The organism is Haliea sp. E17 (assembly GCF_048323675.1).
In the GTDB taxonomy this organism is placed as follows: domain Bacteria; phylum Pseudomonadota; class Gammaproteobacteria; order Pseudomonadales; family Halieaceae; genus Mangrovimicrobium.
The window spans coordinates 748,041-765,487 of the sequence record NZ_JBLWFK010000002.1 but is presented as its reverse complement, the minus strand read 5'-3'; the positions used below and the strand labels follow the sequence as shown (position 1 = coordinate 765,487).

Here is a 17,447-nt window from a genome sequence, read left to right as displayed (position 1 = left end):
GTGATTCCCCTATAATGCGCGCGTCTTGAAGTCCGGCACTGGCGCCAGCCTCCGGATCACGGCAGACGCGGCTCCCTCGAGTAAGCAGATGTTCCGGAGTATCGCCCGGAACTCGTTGTTGCAAGTCGTCTCCTGCCCACCCAAATTCTAGTTTCTGTAGGCAGATCGTATGATCAAGATCAAACGGGGTATGGATATTCCTATCCAGGGAGCACCCCGGCAATTTATCGAGAATGCCCCGGCAGCGCGCGCAGTCGCCCTGGTGGGCTTTGATTATGTCGGCATGAAGCCAACCATGGAGGTCAAGGAGGGCGATCGCGTCAGCCTTGGCCAGCTCCTGTTCACCGACAAGAAAACCGAAGGCGTGCGCTACACGGCGCCTGCGTCCGGTGTGGTCGCCGCCGTCAACCGCGGCGCCCGCCGGGTGCTGCAGTCGGTGGTGATCGAGGTCGACGGCGACGCCGCGGAATCCTTCGGCGCCTACAGCGCCGCCGAGGCTGCCGCGCTGGACCCCGCCACGATTCGCGACCAGCTGGTGCAAAGCGGCCAGTGGACCGCGCTGCGCACCCGGCCCTACAGCAAGGTGCCGGCGCCTGACAGCGAAGCCGCGGCGATCTTCGTCACTGCCATCGACACCCACCCGCTGGCTGCAGACCCCGCTGCGATCATTGCCGAGCAGCCCGAGGCCTTCGCCCTGGGCCAGGACCTGCTGGCCAGGCTGACCGGCGGCAAGCTGTATGTCTGCCACGAGGCCGGCGTCGAGCTGTCGCTGGGCGAGGCCGCCAATATCCAGGCCGCCGCCTTCAGCGGCCCGCACCCCGCGGGACTGCCCGGTACCCACATCCACATGCTGGAAGGCGCGAGCCTCTCCCGCGTGGTGTGGCAGATCGGCTACCAGGACGTGATTGCCATCGGTCGCCTGTTCCTCGACGGCCGCCTGTACACTGACCGGGTGGTCGCCCTGGCGGGCCCGCAGGTGGAAAACCCGCGCCTGCTGCGCACCCGCATGGGCGCCGACCTGCAGGCGCTGTGTGCCGGTGAACTGAAAGGCGGCGACAACCGGATTATCTCCGGCTCGGTCCTCGGCGGACGCGGCGTTGCCACCGGCACCGCCTACCTCGGCCGCTACCACAACCAGGTGTCGGTACTGCTCGAAGGGCGCCACCGCGAGTTCATGGGCTGGCTGTCGCCGGGCGCGAACAAGCATTCCAGCCTCGGCATCTACCTCTCCAGCTTCTTCGGCTCCAGGCCAATAGCGATGACCACCAATACGAACGGCTCGGAGCGGGGCATGGTGCCCACCGGGAACTTCGAAAAGGTGATGCCGCTGGATATCCTTCCCACCCAGTTGCTGCGGGCGCTGATTGTCGGCGACACCGAGATGGCCCAGAGCCTCGGCTGCCTCGAACTGGAGGAGGAAGACCTCGCACTGTGTACATATGTCTGCTCAGGCAAGTACGAATATGGGCCGATTCTGCGGGACAACCTCACCCGCATAGAGAAGGAGGGTTAATTCGTGGGCCTGCGCAAGATGCTTGACGATGTAGAACACCACTTCATGGAAGGTGGTCGCCTGCAGAGTCTCTACCCGCTTTACGAGGCGATCGATACACTGTTTTATTCACCCTCGTCGGTGACCCGCTCCACCGCGCATGTGCGCGATGGCGTAGACCTCAAGCGCATCATGATCACGGTGTGGCTTGCCGCGTTCCCGGCGATGTTCTACGGCATGTGGAACCTGGGCTTCCAGGCCAATTCCGCGATGGCCGCCGGCGCCAGCGTCGCCGGCTGGCACGGCTGGCTGATCGGGCTGCTGGGCGGCTATGACGCCGGCAACCTCTGGCACTGCTTCTGGTTTGGCGCCGTCTACTTCCTGCCGATCTACATCACCACCTTTGTGGTGGGTATCGCCTGGGAGATTCTCTTCGCCTCCAAGCGCGGCCACGAGGTCAACGAGGGCTTCTTCGTCACCTCCATCCTGTTCGCGCTGACCTGTCCCCCGGATATTCCCCTGTGGCAGGTGGCCCTCGGCATCAGCTTCGGTGTGGTGATCGGCAAGGAAGTCTTCGGCGGTACCGGCAAGAACTTCCTCAACCCGGCCCTGACCGGCCGCGCGTTCCTCTACTTTGCCTACCCGGCCTCCATGTCCGGTGACTCGGTATGGGTGGCGGTTGACGGTTACACCGCGGCGACCCCGCTGTCTGTGGTTGCCTCCCAGGGCATGGCTGCGCTGCAGAGCCAGCTGACCTGGTGGGACGCCTTCGTCGGCCGCATCCCCGGTTCCATTGGCGAGACCTCGACCCTGGCGATCTTTATCGGCGGCGCGCTGCTGCTGATCACCCGGATCGCCGCCTGGCGTATCGTTGCCGGCGTGTTCCTCGGCATGCTGGCGCTGTCCTCGCTGTTCAACTTTATCGGTTCCGACAGCAACCCGGCCTTTGACATGCCCTGGTACTGGCACATGGTGACCGGCGGCTTCGCCTTCGGCATGATGTTCATGGCGACCGACCCGGTGTCCGCGTCCATGACCAATACCGGCAAATGGTATTTCGGTATCCTGATCGGTGTCATGACCGTCCTGATCCGTGTCGTTAACCCGGCGTTCCCGGAGGGCATCATGCTCGCCATCCTGTTTGCTAACCTGTTTGCACCGCTGATCGACCACTTCGTGGTCAAGGCGAATATCAAGAGGAGGCTTGCCCGTGTCTAATGACAGCACTTCCAAGACTCTGATCGTCGCCCTGGCGCTGTGTATCGTCTGTTCGGTCATCGTCTCCACCGCCGCGGTGGTGCTGAAGCCGGTACAGGAACAGAACAAGGCCCTCGACCGCAAGCGCAACATCCTCGCCGCAGCGGGCATGCTGGTGCCCGGCCAGAGTATCGATGAGCAGTTCTCGCACATCGAGGCCCGCGTGGTCGACCTGCGCACCGGCAAGTTCACCGACGAGGTCAGCGCCGACAGCTACAACCAGCTGAAAGCCGCCAAGGACCCGAAGCGCTCAACCGCGCTGTCCCCGGAGGAAGACCCGGCGAAGATCTTCCGCCGTGAAGACTATTCGGTGGTCTACGTGGCCAAGGACGCCTCGGGCGCAGTGGACAAGATCATCCTGCCGATCCGCGGCTACGGCCTGTGGGGCACCCTGTACGGCTTTATCGCGCTGAACGGCGACGCCAACACCGTGGCGGGTATCGGTTTCTACGAGCACAAGGAAACCCCCGGACTCGGCGGCGAGGTGGACAACCCGCGCTGGAAGTCCCTGTGGCACGGCAAGGAAGTCTATACCGGTAACGATGTCGCCATTCAGGTCATCAAGGGTACGGTCGATCCGTCCGCGCCGAATGCCGAGCACCGCGTCGACGGGCTCGCCGGCGCCACCCTGACCACCCGTGGCGTCAACCAGCTGGTCCGCTACTGGCTGGGCGAAAACGGCTTTGAACCTTTCCTTCACAACCTGAAATCCGGGGAGGCATGATCGTGGATTCTGTAAAAGACACCCTGACTGGCCCGATTTTCAAGAACAACCCGATTGCGCTGCAGATCCTCGGCATCTGCTCCGCGCTGGCGGTGACCTCGTCCCTGCAGGTCACCCTGGTAATGTGTATCGCGCTGACCTCGGTAACCGCCTTCTCCAACCTCGGCGTGTCGCTGATCCGCAAGCACATTCCCGGCAGCATCCGCATCATCGTACAGATGATCATCATCGCCTCGCTGGTGATCGTGGTCGACCAGGTGCTGAAAGCCTACGCCTTCGCCATCAGCAAGCAGCTGTCGGTGTTCGTCGGCCTGATCATCACCAACTGCATCGTGATGGGTCGCGCGGAAGCCTTCGCCATGAAGAACCCGCCGTTGCCCAGCTTCATCGACGGCATCGGCAACGGCCTCGGCTACTCCGTGGTACTGATCTGCGTGGCCGTCGTACGCGAGCTGTTCGGTTCCGGCAAACTGTTCGGGTTCGAGATCTTCAAGCTGGTTACCGAGGGTGGCTGGTACGTGCCCAACGGCCTGCTGCTGCTGCCCCCCAGCGCCTTCTTCCTGATCGGTGGTTTTATCTGGGTACTGCGCAGCGTCAAGAAAGAGCAGGTTGAAAAGCCCGATTTCGTCATCGCCAAGCACACTGTCGTAAAGGAGGGCGTGTAACATGGAAGCGCTGTTGAGCCTGTTTGTCCGCTCCATCTTCATCGAGAATATGGCGCTGGCGTTCTTCCTGGGTATGTGTACCTTCCTCGCGATCTCCAAGAAGATCGACGCGGCGGTGGGCCTGGGTATCGCGGTTGTCGTGGTACTGACCATCACGGTTCCGGTCAATAACCTGATCTATCACTACCTGCTTGCGGAAGGCGCGCTGGCCTGGGCCGGCCTGCCGAACCTGGACCTGTCCTTCCTCGGCCTGCTGTCCTACATCGGGGTAATCGCCGCGATCGTGCAGATCATGGAGATGTTCCTCGACAAGTTCGTGCCCGCGCTCTACAACGCGCTGGGTGTGTTCCTGCCGCTGATCACCGTGAACTGCGCCATCATGGGTGCCTCCCTGTTCATGGTCGAGCGCGAGTACGGTTTCGCCGAGAGCGTCGTGTTCGGTGCCGGTTCCGGCATCGGCTGGGCGCTGGCAATCGTCGCGCTGGCGGGAATCCGCGAAAAGCTGAAGTACTCCGATGTGCCCGACGGCCTCCAGGGCCTTGGTATTACATTCATCATCGCCGGACTGATGTCCCTGGGCTTCATGTCCTTCGGCGGTATCGACCTGTAAGCGGAAGCAGTAACTATGGATTTAACCATCGTCTTCGGTGTCGGCATGTTCACAGCCATCGTGCTGGCACTGGTGTTCATCATCCTCTTCGCCCGGTCGGCGCTGGTCAGCAGCGGTGACGTCAATATCGAGATCAACGGCGAGAAGACCATTACCGTTCCCGCCGGCGGGAAGTTGCTGCAGACCCTGTCTGAAGCAAACATCTTCCTGGCCTCCGCCTGTGGCGGCGGCGGCACCTGCGCCCAGTGCAAGTGCATCGTTAATGAGGGCGGCGGCTCCATGCTGCCGACCGAGGAAACCCACTTCACCAAGCGCGAGGCCGCTGAGGGCTGGCGCCTGTCCTGCCAGACCGCGGTCAAGCAGGACCTGAAAATCGAAGTACCCGAAGAAGTCTTCGGCGTGAAGCAGTGGGAGTGTACCGTTGAGTCCAACCCCAACGTGGCGACCTTCATCAAGGAGCTCACCCTGCGCCTGCCGGAAGGCGAAAATGTGGACTTCCGCGCCGGCGGTTACGTGCAGCTGGAATGCCCGCCGCACACCGTGAACTACCGCGACTTCGACATCGACGAGGAATACCGCGGCGACTGGGAACGCTTCAAGTTCTTCGACCTGCAGTCGGTGGTCAAGGACACCACTATCCGCGCCTACTCGATGGCGAACTACCCGGAAGAGAAGGGCATCGTCAAGTTCAACATCCGTATCGCCACGCCGCCCCCCGGCAGCCAGGGCATCCCCCCGGGTATCATGTCCTCCTGGGTGTTCAACCTGAAGCCCGGCGACAAGGTGAAGGTGTACGGTCCCTTCGGTGAGTTCTTCGCCAAGGACACCGACGCAGAGATGGTCTTCATCGGTGGTGGTGCCGGTATGGCGCCGATGCGCTCGCATATCTTCGACCAGCTCAAGCGGCTTTCCAGCAAGCGCAAGATCTCCTTCTGGTACGGCGCACGTTCGCTGCGCGAGATGTTCTACGCGGAGGAATACGACCAGCTGGCCGCGGAGAACCCCAACTTCAGCTGGCACGTGGCGCTCTCCGACCCGCAGCCCGAGGACAACTGGACCGGCCTCACCGGCTTCATCCACAACGTGCTCTACCAGGAGTACCTGAAGGATCACCCGGCGCCGGAGGACTGCGAGTTCTACATGTGCGGACCGCCCATGATGAACGCGGCAGTGATCCAGATGCTCTCCGACCTGGGTGTCGAGCCCGAGAATATCCTGCTCGATGACTTCGGCGGCTGATCCCCGCGTGGCGCACGGCGCTCGCGCAGCTCGCAAAAGCCACTCCCCGGAGTGGCTTTTTTGCCTGCGCTGGTGCCTGTTCGGCGCGCTGCTGGCGTTGCTTGCCGCCTGCGGCGACACGCCCGCAGTCTATCGCCTCGAAGGCGCGACTATGGGCACCACCTGGCACGCTACCCTGGTCAGTCACGACGGTGCCGGCTACGACGAGAGCGGACTTTCCAGCGGCATCGCTGGGCTACTCGAAGCGGTTAACGACAGCATGTCGACCTACCGGGAAGACTCCACCATTTCCCGGTTCAACCAGTCGCCGGTCGGCGAATGGTTCAAGCCGGATGCGGATTTCGACACGGTGCTGGCTGCGGCGCTGGATATCGGTGAAAAGAGCAGGGGCGCCTACGATATTACTGTCGGCCCCCTGGTGAACCTCTGGGGTTTCGGTCCGCAGGGGCCGGTCAATGGCCCGCCGGAGAAAACGGTCATCGCGCAGACCGCACAGCGCATGGGGCAGGACAAGCTCGAATTTGATCGCAACAGCGGTGCACTGCGTAAAACCGCCGACCTCTACCTGGACTTCTCCTCCATCGCCAAGGGCTTCGCGGTGGACCGGGTCTGCGAATGGCTGGAACAGCAGGGTATCCACGACTACCTGGTGGAAGTGGGCGGCGAGCTGCGGGTGGCCGGCAGGAGCCCGCGCAATGACGCCTGGCGAGTGGCCATCGAGCAACCGGACAGCGAGCATTTCGACATCGCCAACATGATCGAACCGGGTAATTCGGGGGTCGCCACCTCCGGCGATTACCGCAATTTCTTCGAGCTGGACGGGGTGCGCTACTCGCACAGTATCGATCCGCGCACCGGCTACCCGGTGGCCCATGAACTCGTGTCGGTCACTGTTGTCCACCCTAGTACCATGGTGGCGGATGGCTGGGCCACCGCCCTGACCGTGCTCGGCCCCGATGCAGCCTGGCAAGTGGCGCAGGCACAGGGACTGGCGGTATATTTCATCCAACGGAAGGGGGAGGGTTTTGAGAGCCGCTATACCAGCGCGTTCGAAACCTACCTCACAGCAACGGAGTAAGCCCCGCAGCGGGCTTGCGGGAACGCAATGATGATGACATTTCTGATCAGTGCAGTGGTAATCGGCCTGGTAATCACGATCATGGCTGTGGGCGTGCTGTTTGGGCGCGCTCCGATCAAGGGTTCCTGTGGCGGGCTTGGCGCACTCGGTATCGACCAGGCCTGTGAAATTTGCGGCGGCAACCCCCAGCGCTGCGAAGAGGAGACCCGCGAGGGCAAATCATCCCCGGAGCCGGCAAAGGCTTCCTTCTACCCAGCCGATCGCCGTTCCTGATCCGGCGCCCGCGCGTTGACTGCCAGCGGCCACTCGCAGCGGAGCTTTGCCGCATTTATCGGCCTGCGCTATAGCTTCAGCCGCAAGCGCAACCGCTTCGCCGCCCTGATTTCCCTGGTTTCCATGTTCGGCATGGTGCTCGGCGTCGCCTCGCTGATCGCCGTGCTCTCGGTGATGAACGGGTTTTCCGGCGAACTGCGCCAGCGCATTCTCTCCCTCGTCCCGCACGGTTATGTCGATGCCGGCCCCCGGGGTATGGCTGACTGGCGCGAGCAGTCCGCTGCGCTGTTGCAGGTTCCCGGTGTGGAGGCCGCGGCGCCCTATATCAGTGACAAGGTGATCTTCGCCAATAGCCGCAGCCTGCGCGGGGGGCAACTGACCGCGATCGATCCGCAACTGGAAACCGCGGTGTCCGGAATCGCCGGCAGCATGCAGCAGGGCAGCCTGGATTCGCTGGCCGGGGATGACTTTAACGTCGTGCTCGGCACTTCGCTGGCACGCATGCTCGGCGTCGTCGTGGGTGACAGCGTGGAAGTCACCGTGCCGCGGATTACCGTTACCCCGCTGGGCGCCTTCCCGCGCAGCAAGCGCCTGCTGGTCACCGGGGTGTTCCAGGTGGGCGCGCAGCCGGACAGCTACCAGGCCTATATCGGGCTGGCCGCCGGGCAGAGACTGCTCGGTCCGCGCCACGCGGTAGATGGCCTGCAGGTGCGCACCCGCGACCTGTTCGAGGCGCCAGGGATACTGCACGCCGCCGCCGACGCGCTGCCCGGCCAGTTGCGCGTGCGCGACTGGAGCCAGACCCAGGGTTCCCTGTTCCGGGCGGTGAAGATGGAGAAAATCATGGTCAGCCTGCTGTTGCTGAGCGTGGTCGCCGTGGCCGCATTCAATATCGTCTCCACGCTGGTCATGTCGGTGGCGGAAAAGCGCCGCGATATCGCGGTGCTGCGCACCATGGGCGCCAGTGCGGGGGCGGTGATGCAGATCTTTATCTGCCACGGCCTGGCCCTGGCGATGGTGGGGATCTCCGCCGGGGCGGTCCTGGGGGTGCTGCTGGCGCAGAATATTTCGACGGTGACGCGGTTTATGGAGGATCTTTTGGGGACCAGGATTTTTGACCCGAGCGTGTATTTCATCACCGAGTTGCCCTCGGTCCTGCAGTGGGGCGACGTGGCGGCGGTGATGGCCGCCGCCCTGGTGCTGAGCCTGCTGGCGACGCTGTATCCCGCCTGGCGGGCGGCGCGCGTGGCGCCGGCCGAGGTGCTCCGCTATGAGTGAGGCCGTATTGCGCTGCGAGGGCCTGGCGCGCAGTTACGCGGATGGCAGCCGGGTGGTCCAGGTGCTGGCCGGTGTCGATCTCGACCTCGCCCCGGGAGAAAAAATTGCCATCGTCGGCGCCTCCGGCTCCGGCAAGTCGACCCTGCTGAACCTGCTCGGCGGACTCGACCGGCCCAGTTCTGGCAGGGTGCTGCTGTGCGGCGAAGACCTGGCGGCGCTGCCCGAGCGCAAGCTCTGCACTGTGCGCAACCGGCAGCTGGGTTTTGTCTACCAGTTTCACCACCTGCTGCCGGAGTTCGACGCCCGGGAAAACGTGGCCATGCCGCTGCTGATTCGCGGTGAGGGCCGGGCGGCGGCACTGGAACGCGCCGCCCGGGTGCTGCAGCGGGTCGGGCTCGAGCAGCGCCTCGACCATCGCCCGGCGCAGCTCTCCGGCGGCGAACGCCAGCGGGTTGCCATCGCCCGGGCGCTGGTCACCGAACCGGCCTGCGTCCTGATGGATGAACCCACCGGCAACCTCGACCCCCACAGCGCACAGCAGGTCCTGGCCCTGATCGACGAACTGGGCGCGTCGAGTGCCGCGTTTATTGTGGTCACCCACGCTCCGGATATCGCTGCGCATATGAACCGCACCCTCGAACTGCGCGACGGGCGCCTGGAAGCCCGGGAATGAACTGGGGCGAGCGTAGCCGGGTCGCCCTGCGCTATACCTTCGCCCACGGGCAGGGGCACCTCTCGACCTTCCTGTCGTCGCTGTCCATGCTTGGACTGGTCCTGGCGATCGCGCTGCTGATCGTCGTGCTGTCGGTGATGAACGGCTTCGACCGGGAGATGCGCGAGCGCATTCTCGCCCTGGTGCCGCACATCACGCTCTACAGCCACGAGCCGATGCAGGAATGGACCTCCCTCGCGCACCATGTGCTGGACAGGCCGGGGATCACCAGCGCCAGCCCTTTTACCGAGTTCGACGCGCTGTTCATGCGCGGTCAGGATATCGAGACAGCGAAGGGTATCGGTATCGCCGTGGACGCCCCGGAAAATGCCCGCCTGCTGGATAACGTCGCAGCGCAGCAGCGCCAGCGCTTCGTCACCCAGGCGGACTCCGTGTTACTGGGCGCCGGCATCGCCGAGCGCCTCGGCGTGGGGCCGGGAGACCAGGTCACCCTCATCGTACCCGGCAACGGCCTGGCCGGGCAGAATGGCCCGACCCATTTCCAGGCGATGCCGGTGGCGGGACTGATCCGCTCAGGCACGGAGCTCGATGAATCGGTGGCCCTGTTGCACCTCGCGACGGCCTCGAACCTGGCCGGACTGGGTAGCGCGGTCAGCGGCCTGCGGCTCAGTACCGACGACCTGTTCAACGCCTCTCGACTGGCCTGGCAACTGGTGGCGGACCTGCCGCCGGGGTATTTCACCACCAACTGGATGATGACCCACGGCAATCTCTACTCGGCGATCCAGCTCTCCCGGGAACTGGTCAGCCTGCTATTGTTTTCCATCATTGCCGTCGCGGCCTTCAACGTGGTGTCCTCGCTGGTGCTGGTGGTGTTCGACAAGCGCGGTGATATCGCCATCCTGCGCACCCTCGGCAGTTCCCGTGCAGACATCGCCTGGGTGTTCATCCTGCAGGGCTGCCTGATCGGCCTGGTCGGGGTGATTGCGGGCAGCCTGCTGGGGGCGGGGCTCAGCCAGGTGGTGCCGCCACTGGTGAGCGCGCTGGAACGCCTGCTGGGCTTCCACTTTCTCAACACGGATGTCTACCCGGTGTCGTTCCTGCCGGTGGACCTGCAGTGGCGCGACCTTCTGGTCGTGGGCGGTGTCGCCTGGCTGATGTGCCTGCTGGCGGCCATTTATCCCGCCCGCCGGGCGGCCAGGCTGGCGCCGGCGGCGGTGCTCAGCGAGGACCGGAGCTGACGCGACCGTCGCGCGCGGCGCGTCGGTGTTTTCGGTGGTGCCACATCCGTTTTACCCGGATTCGCCACAGCAGATTGATGATGAAATAACCCATTGAGCCGAAAAACAGGCCCATCAGCAGGCAGCCGAGCAGGAAGGGCTGCCAGATCTCGCTGAGCTGGTGGGTGAGCCAGTGGATGCTCAGGTCGAAGTGGACGAATTTCACCGGGTGGCGCAGGATGGCGGCGCCCAGCCGGTAGGCGAGGTAGTAGATCGCGGGCATGGTCAGCGGGTTGGTGATCCAGACCAGCCCCACCGAAATCGGCAGGTTACAGCTCAGCAGTAATGCCAGCGCGGCTGCCAGTACCATCTGCCCGGGAATCGGCATGAACGCCACAAACAGCCCGACGAAAAACGCCATTGCCGCAGAATAACGATTGATATGCCAGAGGTTGTTGGCATAGATCCAATCGCCCAGGATGCCCAGGGACTTGATTTCACGCAGGCGTTCCGGCGTGGGCATCATGGATTTCAGGGTTTTTTTCGGCATTGACCCGGTGACCATTTCTGACGTTTGAGCGACACCCGGCCTGTGTTTCACTGGGGGCTGGCGCCGCGCTGAGCAGCAGGCCGGTGCGGTGGTAAACCGGGCGGTATTATGCCGCCATGCTCTCAGGTTCTCCAGATGCGCACAGCAATGGCCGGTTGGTTACTGGGAATGGTGCTGGTGGCCGTGTTGCCGGCCCTGCCGTCGCGAAGCTGGCTCTGGGCCTGCGGCGCGGGGGGAGCGGCGCTTGCGTTACTGGCGCTGCCTGTCCCGCCGCTTGCCCGCTGCGCGTCGCTGCGGCCGGCACTGGCCCTGCTTGCGGGTTTGCTGCTTGCGCTCGCCTGCAGTGGCCTGCGCGGTCATGGCCTGCTGGCTGCCCGCCTGCCGGTCGAGTGCAACCGGGCGCCGCTGACCGTCGTCGGTGAAGTCATGTCGCTGCCGGCGCGCACCCTTCTTGAAGGTGGCGCCGCTCGCCAACGCTTCAATTTCGCGGTGGCGTCGTTGCATCCGGGTTCATGCGCGGGGCCGCGCAACATCCTGTTGTCCTACTACGGTAGCGCCGACATCGAGCCGGGACAGCGCTGGCAATTCGAGGTGCGGTTGCGGCACCCCTGGGGCCTCGCCAACCCCGGATCCTTCAATGTGCAAAGCTGGTATGCCGTAACCGCGGTACACGCCACCGGTGCCGTGGCCGGGGAGGGCCGGCTGTTTCAGCAGGCCCTTGGTTCCGGAATCGGGCACCTGCGCCAGGAACTGTCCCGGGCGATCCAGTCTGCGCCCCTGTCCGTCCCCGGGGCCGCCGTCCTGCGCGCGGTCAGCGTCGGCGACAAGAGCGGTATCGACCACCAGCTGTGGACCCTCTGCCAGCAGTTGGGCATCAATCACCTGCTGGTGATCTCCGGACTGCACGTTGCGATGGTGGCCGGGCTCGGGCTGGTGGGCGCGCGGATTCCGGCACATGCCCTGCAACTGCGCGGCTGCAGTCGCGCAGCCCGGTCGTTGCCGGCGCTGGCGGCGCTGGCCGGGGCGGCCGCCTATACCGCACTCGCGGGCTTCGCGCTGCCCGCCCAGCGCGCCCTGTGCATGTTGTCGGTGGTTCTCCTCGCGCGCTCGCTCTGGCGGCGCAGCGCTGCGGCTACCGGCCTGCTGGTGGCCGCTGCGCTGGTGCTCGCCCTGCAGCCGCTGGCCCTGCTGGGCAGTGGATTCTGGTTGTCCTTCGGTGCGGTCGGCGGCTTGCTGTGGCAGGACCAGTGGCGACGACACTGCACCGCTCCAGGGCGTGCGCTGCGGGCACACGGGACGATGGCCGCGCTGATGTTGCCGGCCGGGGCACTGTGGTTTGGCGGCGCCAGCGCGGTGGCGCTGCTGGCGAATCTGGTGCTGGTGCCCCTGTTTGCCATTGTGGTCGTACCCCTGGCACTACTGGGCGCCCTGTTGTGGTGGTGTGGCCTGCCCGGTGCCGACAGTGCCTGGCAGGTAGCCGCCTGGCCGGTGGACGCCAGCGTATCGCTGGCCGCGGCAGTGGCGATGAGGCAGGATCTTTTCCTGCAGTTGCCAGGCGGGGGCGCCGCGGCGGCCCTGGGTTTTCTCGCTCTCGCCCTCGCGTTCCTGCCTGTTGGGCATTGCGCACGGGTCGCGCTGCTCCTGCTGTTGCTCCCCCTCGGCCAGCCAGCCAACCGGCTGGCTCCGCGGCCCACCCTGCACCTGCTGGACGTGGGGCAGGGCACCGCGGTGGTGTTTACCGCCGGCGGCAGGGCCCTGTTATACGACACGGGCGGCGGCAATCCCGCTGGCGCCAGTCTCGCCCAGAGTGTGGTGCTGCCCTGGATGCGCTATCACGGCATCGACAGGCTCGCGGACTTCATAGTCAGCCATGGCGATTACGACCACAGCGGCGGCGCAGCGGATGTGATCGACGCGCTGCCGGTGGAACGGCTGTGGACCGGCGGCGGTGTGTCCCTGTCGCGTCCGGCTTTGCCCTGTCGCGCCGGCCTGGCCTGGCAGTGGCCCGGGGGTACCCGCTTTCGCCTGTTGTCGCCACTGGATGGCGCTCCCGGAGACGATAACGACCGCTCCTGCGTGCTGCAGATCGACACCGGGGGAGTGCGCATACTGCTACCGGGAGACATTGGCCAGGCGCAGGAGCGCCGCTTAATACAGCGCTGGGGTGGGGCACTGGAGAGCGACGTGTTGCTGGCCGGCCACCACGGCAGCGCGAGTTCGACCTCGCAGTCCTGGCTGAACTTTGTCGACCCCCAGGTGGTATTGATCGGCGCCGGCTACGCCAGCCGCTTTGGCCATCCCCATCCCGCGGTGGTGGCGCGGCTCGAACAGCAGGGAGTGAGCCTGCGGCAGTCGGCGCTGGACGGGGCTGTTTCCCTGCGCGCAACGGCAAATGGCGAGCTGGAAGTTGTGTCCTGGCGGGGCGAGGGGAAAACCTGGTGGAAGTGAACTTTCCAGGTTCCTGAGGCTTGCGGGCTGTGCGTATAATTGAGCCACTATAACTGGAATCGGTGTAATTGTGCTGGATTTATTGCTCGCTGGCGGATGGCTGATGGTACTGCTGGTACTGTGTTCCATCGTCGCACTGGCTATCTGTATCGAACGTCTCTACGTCCTCAACCCGAAAAAAATCGCGCCGCCGCACCTGCTGGCGACGGTGTGGAAACAGCTCAAGGCCGGGGAGATGGATGCCTCCCGGCTGAAGACCCTGAAACAGTCTTCGCCGCTGGGGCGGATTCTCGCTGCGGGCCTCGCCAATGCCTACCACGGCCGCGACGTGATGAAGGAAAGTATCGAGGAGGCCGCCGAGCACGTGGTCCACGACCTCGAGCGCTACCTGAACACCCTCGGCACGATTGCCGCGGTGGCGCCGCTGATCGGCCTGCTGGGCACGGTAGTGGGGATGATCCGCGTGTTCGCCGAGATCATGTCCCAGGGCACCGGCAACGCCAGTGTGCTGGCGGGCGGGATCTCCCAGGCGCTGATCACCACCGCCGCGGGGCTTACGGTGGCTATCCCCGCGCTGGCGATGCACCGCTATTTCACCGGCAAGATCGACGCCATCGTGGTTGAACTGGAGCAGGAGACCATCAAGCTCGTCGACGCCCTGCACAGTGAAGACAACGTGGAAGGCAAATCTTGAAATTCCGCCGCCAGCGCCTCGGCGCAGTCGATATCAACCTGACGCCGTTGATCGACGTGGTCTTCCTGCTGCTGATCTTCTTCATGGTTTCAACCACCTTTACCCGCGAGACCCAGCTCAGCGTCGACCTGCCGGAGGCCGAAGGCCAGGCCTCGGAAACCCGCGATGACGAAATCGAGATCCTGGTCGATGAATCCGGCACCTACCGCATCAACGGCCAGGCGCTGGTGGACTCGCGCATGCGCACCCTGCAGGCGGCCATCTACAAGTTGTCCGCCGGCGATACCACCATGCCGCTGATCATCACCGCCGATGCCCAGGCCGCCCACCAGGACGTGGTGCGGGCGATGGATGCCGCCGGCCAGATGGGTTTCGTGCACCTTTCCATCACCACCCGCCTGCCCTCGGACGCCTCCGATGGCTAGGGCCAGGCCCAACCCGGTGAACCGCCAGGGCAACATGAGCGACTGGCAGCTCTACAAACGCCTGCTGGGTTACATCGCCCCCTACTGGTGGGTATTCCTGCTCAGCGTGCTGGGCTACATTGTCTATTCCGCCGGCAACGTACTGGCGGCGGACATGATGCAGTTCCTGCTCGATGCCCTGGGGGAGTCGACCAGCCAGGACGCCGGGCTGGTGTCGCGCACGGTCTACGCGCTGTTCTACGAGCCGGGCACCGACCGCCTGGAATTCACCCGGATTGCCTTTCCCATCTGCCTCGTGGTGCTGGCCTTCCTGCGGGCCATGGGTTATTTCGTCGGCAACTATTTCATGAGCCACGTGGCGCGCAACCTGATACACGAACTGCGCTGCGAACTGTTCGACAAGTTGCTCGCGGCGCCCAGCGCCTACTACGACCGCCACAGCCAGGGCGCGCTCATCTCCAAGATCACCTTCAATGTCGAGCAGGTGTCCGGCGCCGTCACCAAATCCCTGCGCACCCTGGTGCAGGAGGGGCTGACCGTTATAGGCCTGCTCGGTTACATGTTCTACCTGAACTGGCGCCTGTGCCTGGTGTTCCTTGCGGTGGCGCCGCTGCTGGGGCTGGTGGTGTCGGTGGTCGGCAAGCATTTCCGCCGCTACAGCCGGCGTATCCAGGCCTCCATGGGCGATGTGACCCAGGTGTCCAACGAGAGCATCGGCAACTACCGCGAGGTGCGCATCTACGGCGGCCAGTACCAGCAGCAGGCGGGTTTTCGCCGCGCTAGCGGCTACAACCGCGCCCAAAGCCTCAAGCTCGCGTTGCTGGACGGCCTGAGTACGCCGGTGGTGCAGACCCTGCTGGCGGTGGCCATGGCCATGCTGGTCTACCTCGCCCTGCAGCCGGAGTGGATGGCGGGCTTTACCGCCGGGTCGCTGGTGGCCTTCCTCACCGCCGCCGCCCAGTTGAGCAAGCCCATTCGTTCGCTGACCGGTATCCAGAGCGAGATCCAGCGCGGCCTCGCAGCGGCGGAGGATATTTTCACCCAGCTGGATATGGAATCTGAAAACGACACCGGTACCTACAGCGTGACGCGGGCGCAGGGCCGGATCAGCCTGCGCGATCTCAGCTTCGCCTACCCGGGCAGCGAGGTCGACGTGCTGCGGCACCTCAACCTGGAAATCGCCCCCGGCGAGACCGTGGCGCTGGTGGGGCGCTCCGGCAGCGGCAAGAGCACCCTCGTGCAGTTGCTGATGCGTTTCTACCTGCCCTCCAGCGGCAGCATCCTGCTCGACGAAGTCCCCATCGAGGATTACCGGTTGGCCAACCTGCGCGCGCAGATCGCCATGGTCTCCCAGCAGGTGACCCTGTTCCACGATACGGTCTACAACAATATCGCCTACGGCGACCTCGCCGACGCCTCCCCGGAAGCGGTGGAGAAGGCGGTGCAAGCCGCCTATGCCCAGGATTTCATCGGCGCCATGCCCGAGGGCCTGCAGACCCGGCTGGGCGACGATGGCGGCGGGCTCTCCGGCGGGCAGCGCCAGCGTATCGCCATTGCCCGGGCGCTGCTCAAGGACGCACCGATCATCGTGTTTGACGAGGCGACCTCCGCCCTCGACAACGAATCCGAGTTCCGCATCCAGAAATCCCTGGAAACCATCTCCAGCGGGCGCACCACGATCATCATCGCCCACCGCCTGTCGACGGTGGAGCACGCGGACCGTATCGTGGTGATGGACGCCGGGCGCATCGTGGAGACCGGCCCGCACGCCGAGCTGCTGGCTGCCGGCGGGCTTTACGCCCAGCTCTACCAGCAGGAATTCACCGCGACATGAGCGAGCGAGGGCTGGTAGCGGCCTGGTATCGCGGGGCCGGCTGGCTCTGGTTGCTGCGCCCCCTCGAACTGCTGTTTCGCGCCGCCACCGCGCTGCGGCGCCAGTTCTACCGCAGCGGTTTGCTGTCCAGTTACCGCGCCCCTGTGCCCGTCGTCGTGGTGGGCAACATTACTGTCGGCGGCACCGGCAAGACGCCCGTGGTCATCGCGCTGGTCGAAGCGCTGCAGGCCCGCGGACTGCGGCCCGGTGTGGTTAGCCGGGGCTACGGCGCCGCGGACGGGGAGTTTCCCCGCCGGGTCGACGCGGGCAGCGATCCGCGACTGTGCGGCGACGAACCCCTGTTGATCGCCCGGCGCACCGGTGTGCCCGTGGTCATCGATCCCGACCGCCCCGCAGCGGTGCGCGCGCTGTTGTTGTCGGCGCCGGTGGATATCGTGGTCTGCGACGACGGCCTGCAGCACTACGCCCTGCAGCGCGATCTGGAAATCGTCCTCATCGACCGCCAGCGCGGCCTCGGCAATGGCTTCTGCCTGCCGGCCGGGCCCCTGCGCGAACCGCGTTCGCGCCTGCGCAGTGTGGACCATGTACTGTACCGGGGCAGCGATAGCCCGCGCGACGGCGTAAGTTACCAATCCCGCGACTGGGTGAATATCCGCAGCGCTGAACGGCGGCCGCTGACTGCGTTCAGTGGGGTGGGGGAGGTCGACGCGGTGGCGGGCATCGGCCAGCCCGCGCAGTTTTTTGCCAGCCTGGAAGCCCTGGGCATCGCCTTCAGGCCCCATCCCTTTCCCGACCATCACCAGTTCGGCGCCGGCGATTTTAGCGGGATGGCCGGACACACAATTCTCATGACGGAAAAAGACGCGGTAAAATGCAGCGCGCTGGCGGGAGACGATGCCTGGTACCTGTGTATCGATGCCTCCCTGCCGGACGACCTGGTCGCGGCGGCCGCAGCGCTCGCCGTCAACACGTCCTGAACAGGAACAA

The 17,447-nt window shown here is 64.9% G+C and carries 17 protein-coding genes; 16 read left to right on the top strand and 1 reads right to left on the bottom strand.

Going from position 1 to position 17,447, the window contains the following annotated elements:
* Positions 1-169: 169 nt before the first annotated feature.
* From ACNKU3_RS06550 to ACNKU3_RS06500, 11 genes are read left to right on the top strand one after another with little or no spacing between them, the layout of a single operon-like run.
* Positions 170-1,513, top strand: a complete 1,344-nt coding sequence (locus tag ACNKU3_RS06550; protein ID WP_418258611.1) for a Na(+)-translocating NADH-quinone reductase subunit A — start codon at positions 170-172, stop codon at positions 1,511-1,513.
* Positions 1,514-1,516: 3 nt separating this feature from the next.
* Complete coding sequence (locus ACNKU3_RS06545; RefSeq protein ID WP_418258610.1) at positions 1,517-2,710, top strand: NADH:ubiquinone reductase (Na(+)-transporting) subunit B; 1,194 nt, start codon at positions 1,517-1,519, stop codon at positions 2,708-2,710.
* Positions 2,697-3,473, top strand: coding sequence for a Na(+)-translocating NADH-quinone reductase subunit C (locus tag ACNKU3_RS06540; protein WP_418258609.1), 777 nt, complete (start codon positions 2,697-2,699; stop codon positions 3,471-3,473). The genes ACNKU3_RS06545 and ACNKU3_RS06540 overlap by 14 nt, the downstream gene beginning before the upstream one ends.
* 2 nt (positions 3,474-3,475) lie before the next feature.
* Positions 3,476-4,138 carry an NADH:ubiquinone reductase (Na(+)-transporting) subunit D gene (locus tag ACNKU3_RS06535; RefSeq protein WP_418258608.1) on the top strand — a complete coding sequence of 221 codons (663 nt, stop codon included), beginning with the start codon at positions 3,476-3,478 and terminating at the stop codon, positions 4,136-4,138.
* Position 4,139: 1 nt separating this feature from the next.
* Positions 4,140-4,748, top strand: a complete 609-nt coding sequence (gene nqrE, locus ACNKU3_RS06530; RefSeq protein WP_418258607.1) for an NADH:ubiquinone reductase (Na(+)-transporting) subunit E — start codon at positions 4,140-4,142, stop codon at positions 4,746-4,748.
* 15 nt (positions 4,749-4,763) lie between these two features.
* On the top strand, positions 4,764-5,987 hold the full coding sequence (gene nqrF, locus ACNKU3_RS06525) for an NADH:ubiquinone reductase (Na(+)-transporting) subunit F (RefSeq protein ID WP_418258606.1): 1,224 nt from the start codon (positions 4,764-4,766) through the stop codon (positions 5,985-5,987).
* Positions 5,971-7,065, top strand: a complete 1,095-nt coding sequence (locus ACNKU3_RS06520; RefSeq protein WP_418258605.1) for an FAD:protein FMN transferase — start codon at positions 5,971-5,973, stop codon at positions 7,063-7,065. The genes nqrF and ACNKU3_RS06520 overlap by 17 nt, the downstream gene beginning before the upstream one ends.
* A gap of 27 nt (positions 7,066-7,092) precedes the next feature.
* The gene (gene nqrM / locus ACNKU3_RS06515; protein WP_418258604.1) at positions 7,093-7,338 is read left to right on the top strand and encodes a (Na+)-NQR maturation NqrM; all 246 of its coding nucleotides are present in this window, start codon (positions 7,093-7,095) and stop codon (positions 7,336-7,338) included.
* A 15-nt stretch (positions 7,339-7,353) separates the two neighbouring features.
* Positions 7,354-8,616: a lipoprotein-releasing ABC transporter permease subunit gene (locus tag ACNKU3_RS06510; RefSeq protein ID WP_418258603.1), complete on the top strand. Its 1,263-nt coding sequence runs from the start codon at positions 7,354-7,356 to the stop codon at positions 8,614-8,616.
* On the top strand, positions 8,609-9,289 hold the full coding sequence (locus ACNKU3_RS06505; RefSeq protein WP_418258602.1) for an ABC transporter ATP-binding protein: 681 nt from the start codon (positions 8,609-8,611) through the stop codon (positions 9,287-9,289). The genes ACNKU3_RS06510 and ACNKU3_RS06505 overlap by 8 nt, the downstream gene beginning before the upstream one ends.
* The gene (locus ACNKU3_RS06500; protein ID WP_418258601.1) at positions 9,286-10,530 is read left to right on the top strand and encodes a lipoprotein-releasing ABC transporter permease subunit; all 1,245 of its coding nucleotides are present in this window, start codon (positions 9,286-9,288) and stop codon (positions 10,528-10,530) included. The genes ACNKU3_RS06505 and ACNKU3_RS06500 overlap by 4 nt, the downstream gene beginning before the upstream one ends.
* On the opposite strand, the gene ACNKU3_RS06495 is transcribed toward ACNKU3_RS06500, so the two are convergent.
* The gene (locus ACNKU3_RS06495) at positions 10,511-11,059 is read right to left on the bottom strand and encodes a DUF2062 domain-containing protein (protein ID WP_418258600.1); all 549 of its coding nucleotides are present in this window, start codon (positions 11,057-11,059) and stop codon (positions 10,511-10,513) included. The genes ACNKU3_RS06500 and ACNKU3_RS06495 overlap by 20 nt on opposite strands.
* A gap of 135 nt (positions 11,060-11,194) precedes the next feature.
* Between ACNKU3_RS06495 and ACNKU3_RS06490 the strand changes: the two genes are divergently transcribed.
* The 5 genes from ACNKU3_RS06490 to lpxK all read left to right on the top strand — a co-directional run bounded on the left by ACNKU3_RS06490 (position 11,195) and on the right by lpxK (position 17,437).
* Positions 11,195-13,507 (top strand): DNA internalization-related competence protein ComEC/Rec2, encoded by a 2,313-nt coding sequence (locus ACNKU3_RS06490; RefSeq protein ID WP_418258599.1) that lies wholly within the window; start codon positions 11,195-11,197, stop codon positions 13,505-13,507.
* Between the two features lie 70 nt (positions 13,508-13,577).
* Positions 13,578-14,201 (top strand): MotA/TolQ/ExbB proton channel family protein, encoded by a 624-nt coding sequence (locus tag ACNKU3_RS06485; RefSeq protein ID WP_418258598.1) that lies wholly within the window; start codon positions 13,578-13,580, stop codon positions 14,199-14,201.
* Positions 14,198-14,626 carry an ExbD/TolR family protein gene (locus ACNKU3_RS06480; RefSeq protein WP_418258597.1) on the top strand — a complete coding sequence of 143 codons (429 nt, stop codon included), beginning with the start codon at positions 14,198-14,200 and terminating at the stop codon, positions 14,624-14,626. The genes ACNKU3_RS06485 and ACNKU3_RS06480 overlap by 4 nt, the downstream gene beginning before the upstream one ends.
* Positions 14,619-16,460, top strand: a complete 1,842-nt coding sequence (msbA, locus tag ACNKU3_RS06475; RefSeq protein WP_418258596.1) for a lipid A export permease/ATP-binding protein MsbA — start codon at positions 14,619-14,621, stop codon at positions 16,458-16,460. The genes ACNKU3_RS06480 and msbA overlap by 8 nt, the downstream gene beginning before the upstream one ends.
* Positions 16,457-17,437, top strand: a complete 981-nt coding sequence (gene lpxK, locus ACNKU3_RS06470) for a tetraacyldisaccharide 4'-kinase (RefSeq protein WP_418258595.1) — start codon at positions 16,457-16,459, stop codon at positions 17,435-17,437. Before msbA ends, lpxK begins: the two co-directional genes overlap by 4 nt.
* Positions 17,438-17,447 lie beyond the last annotated feature (10 nt).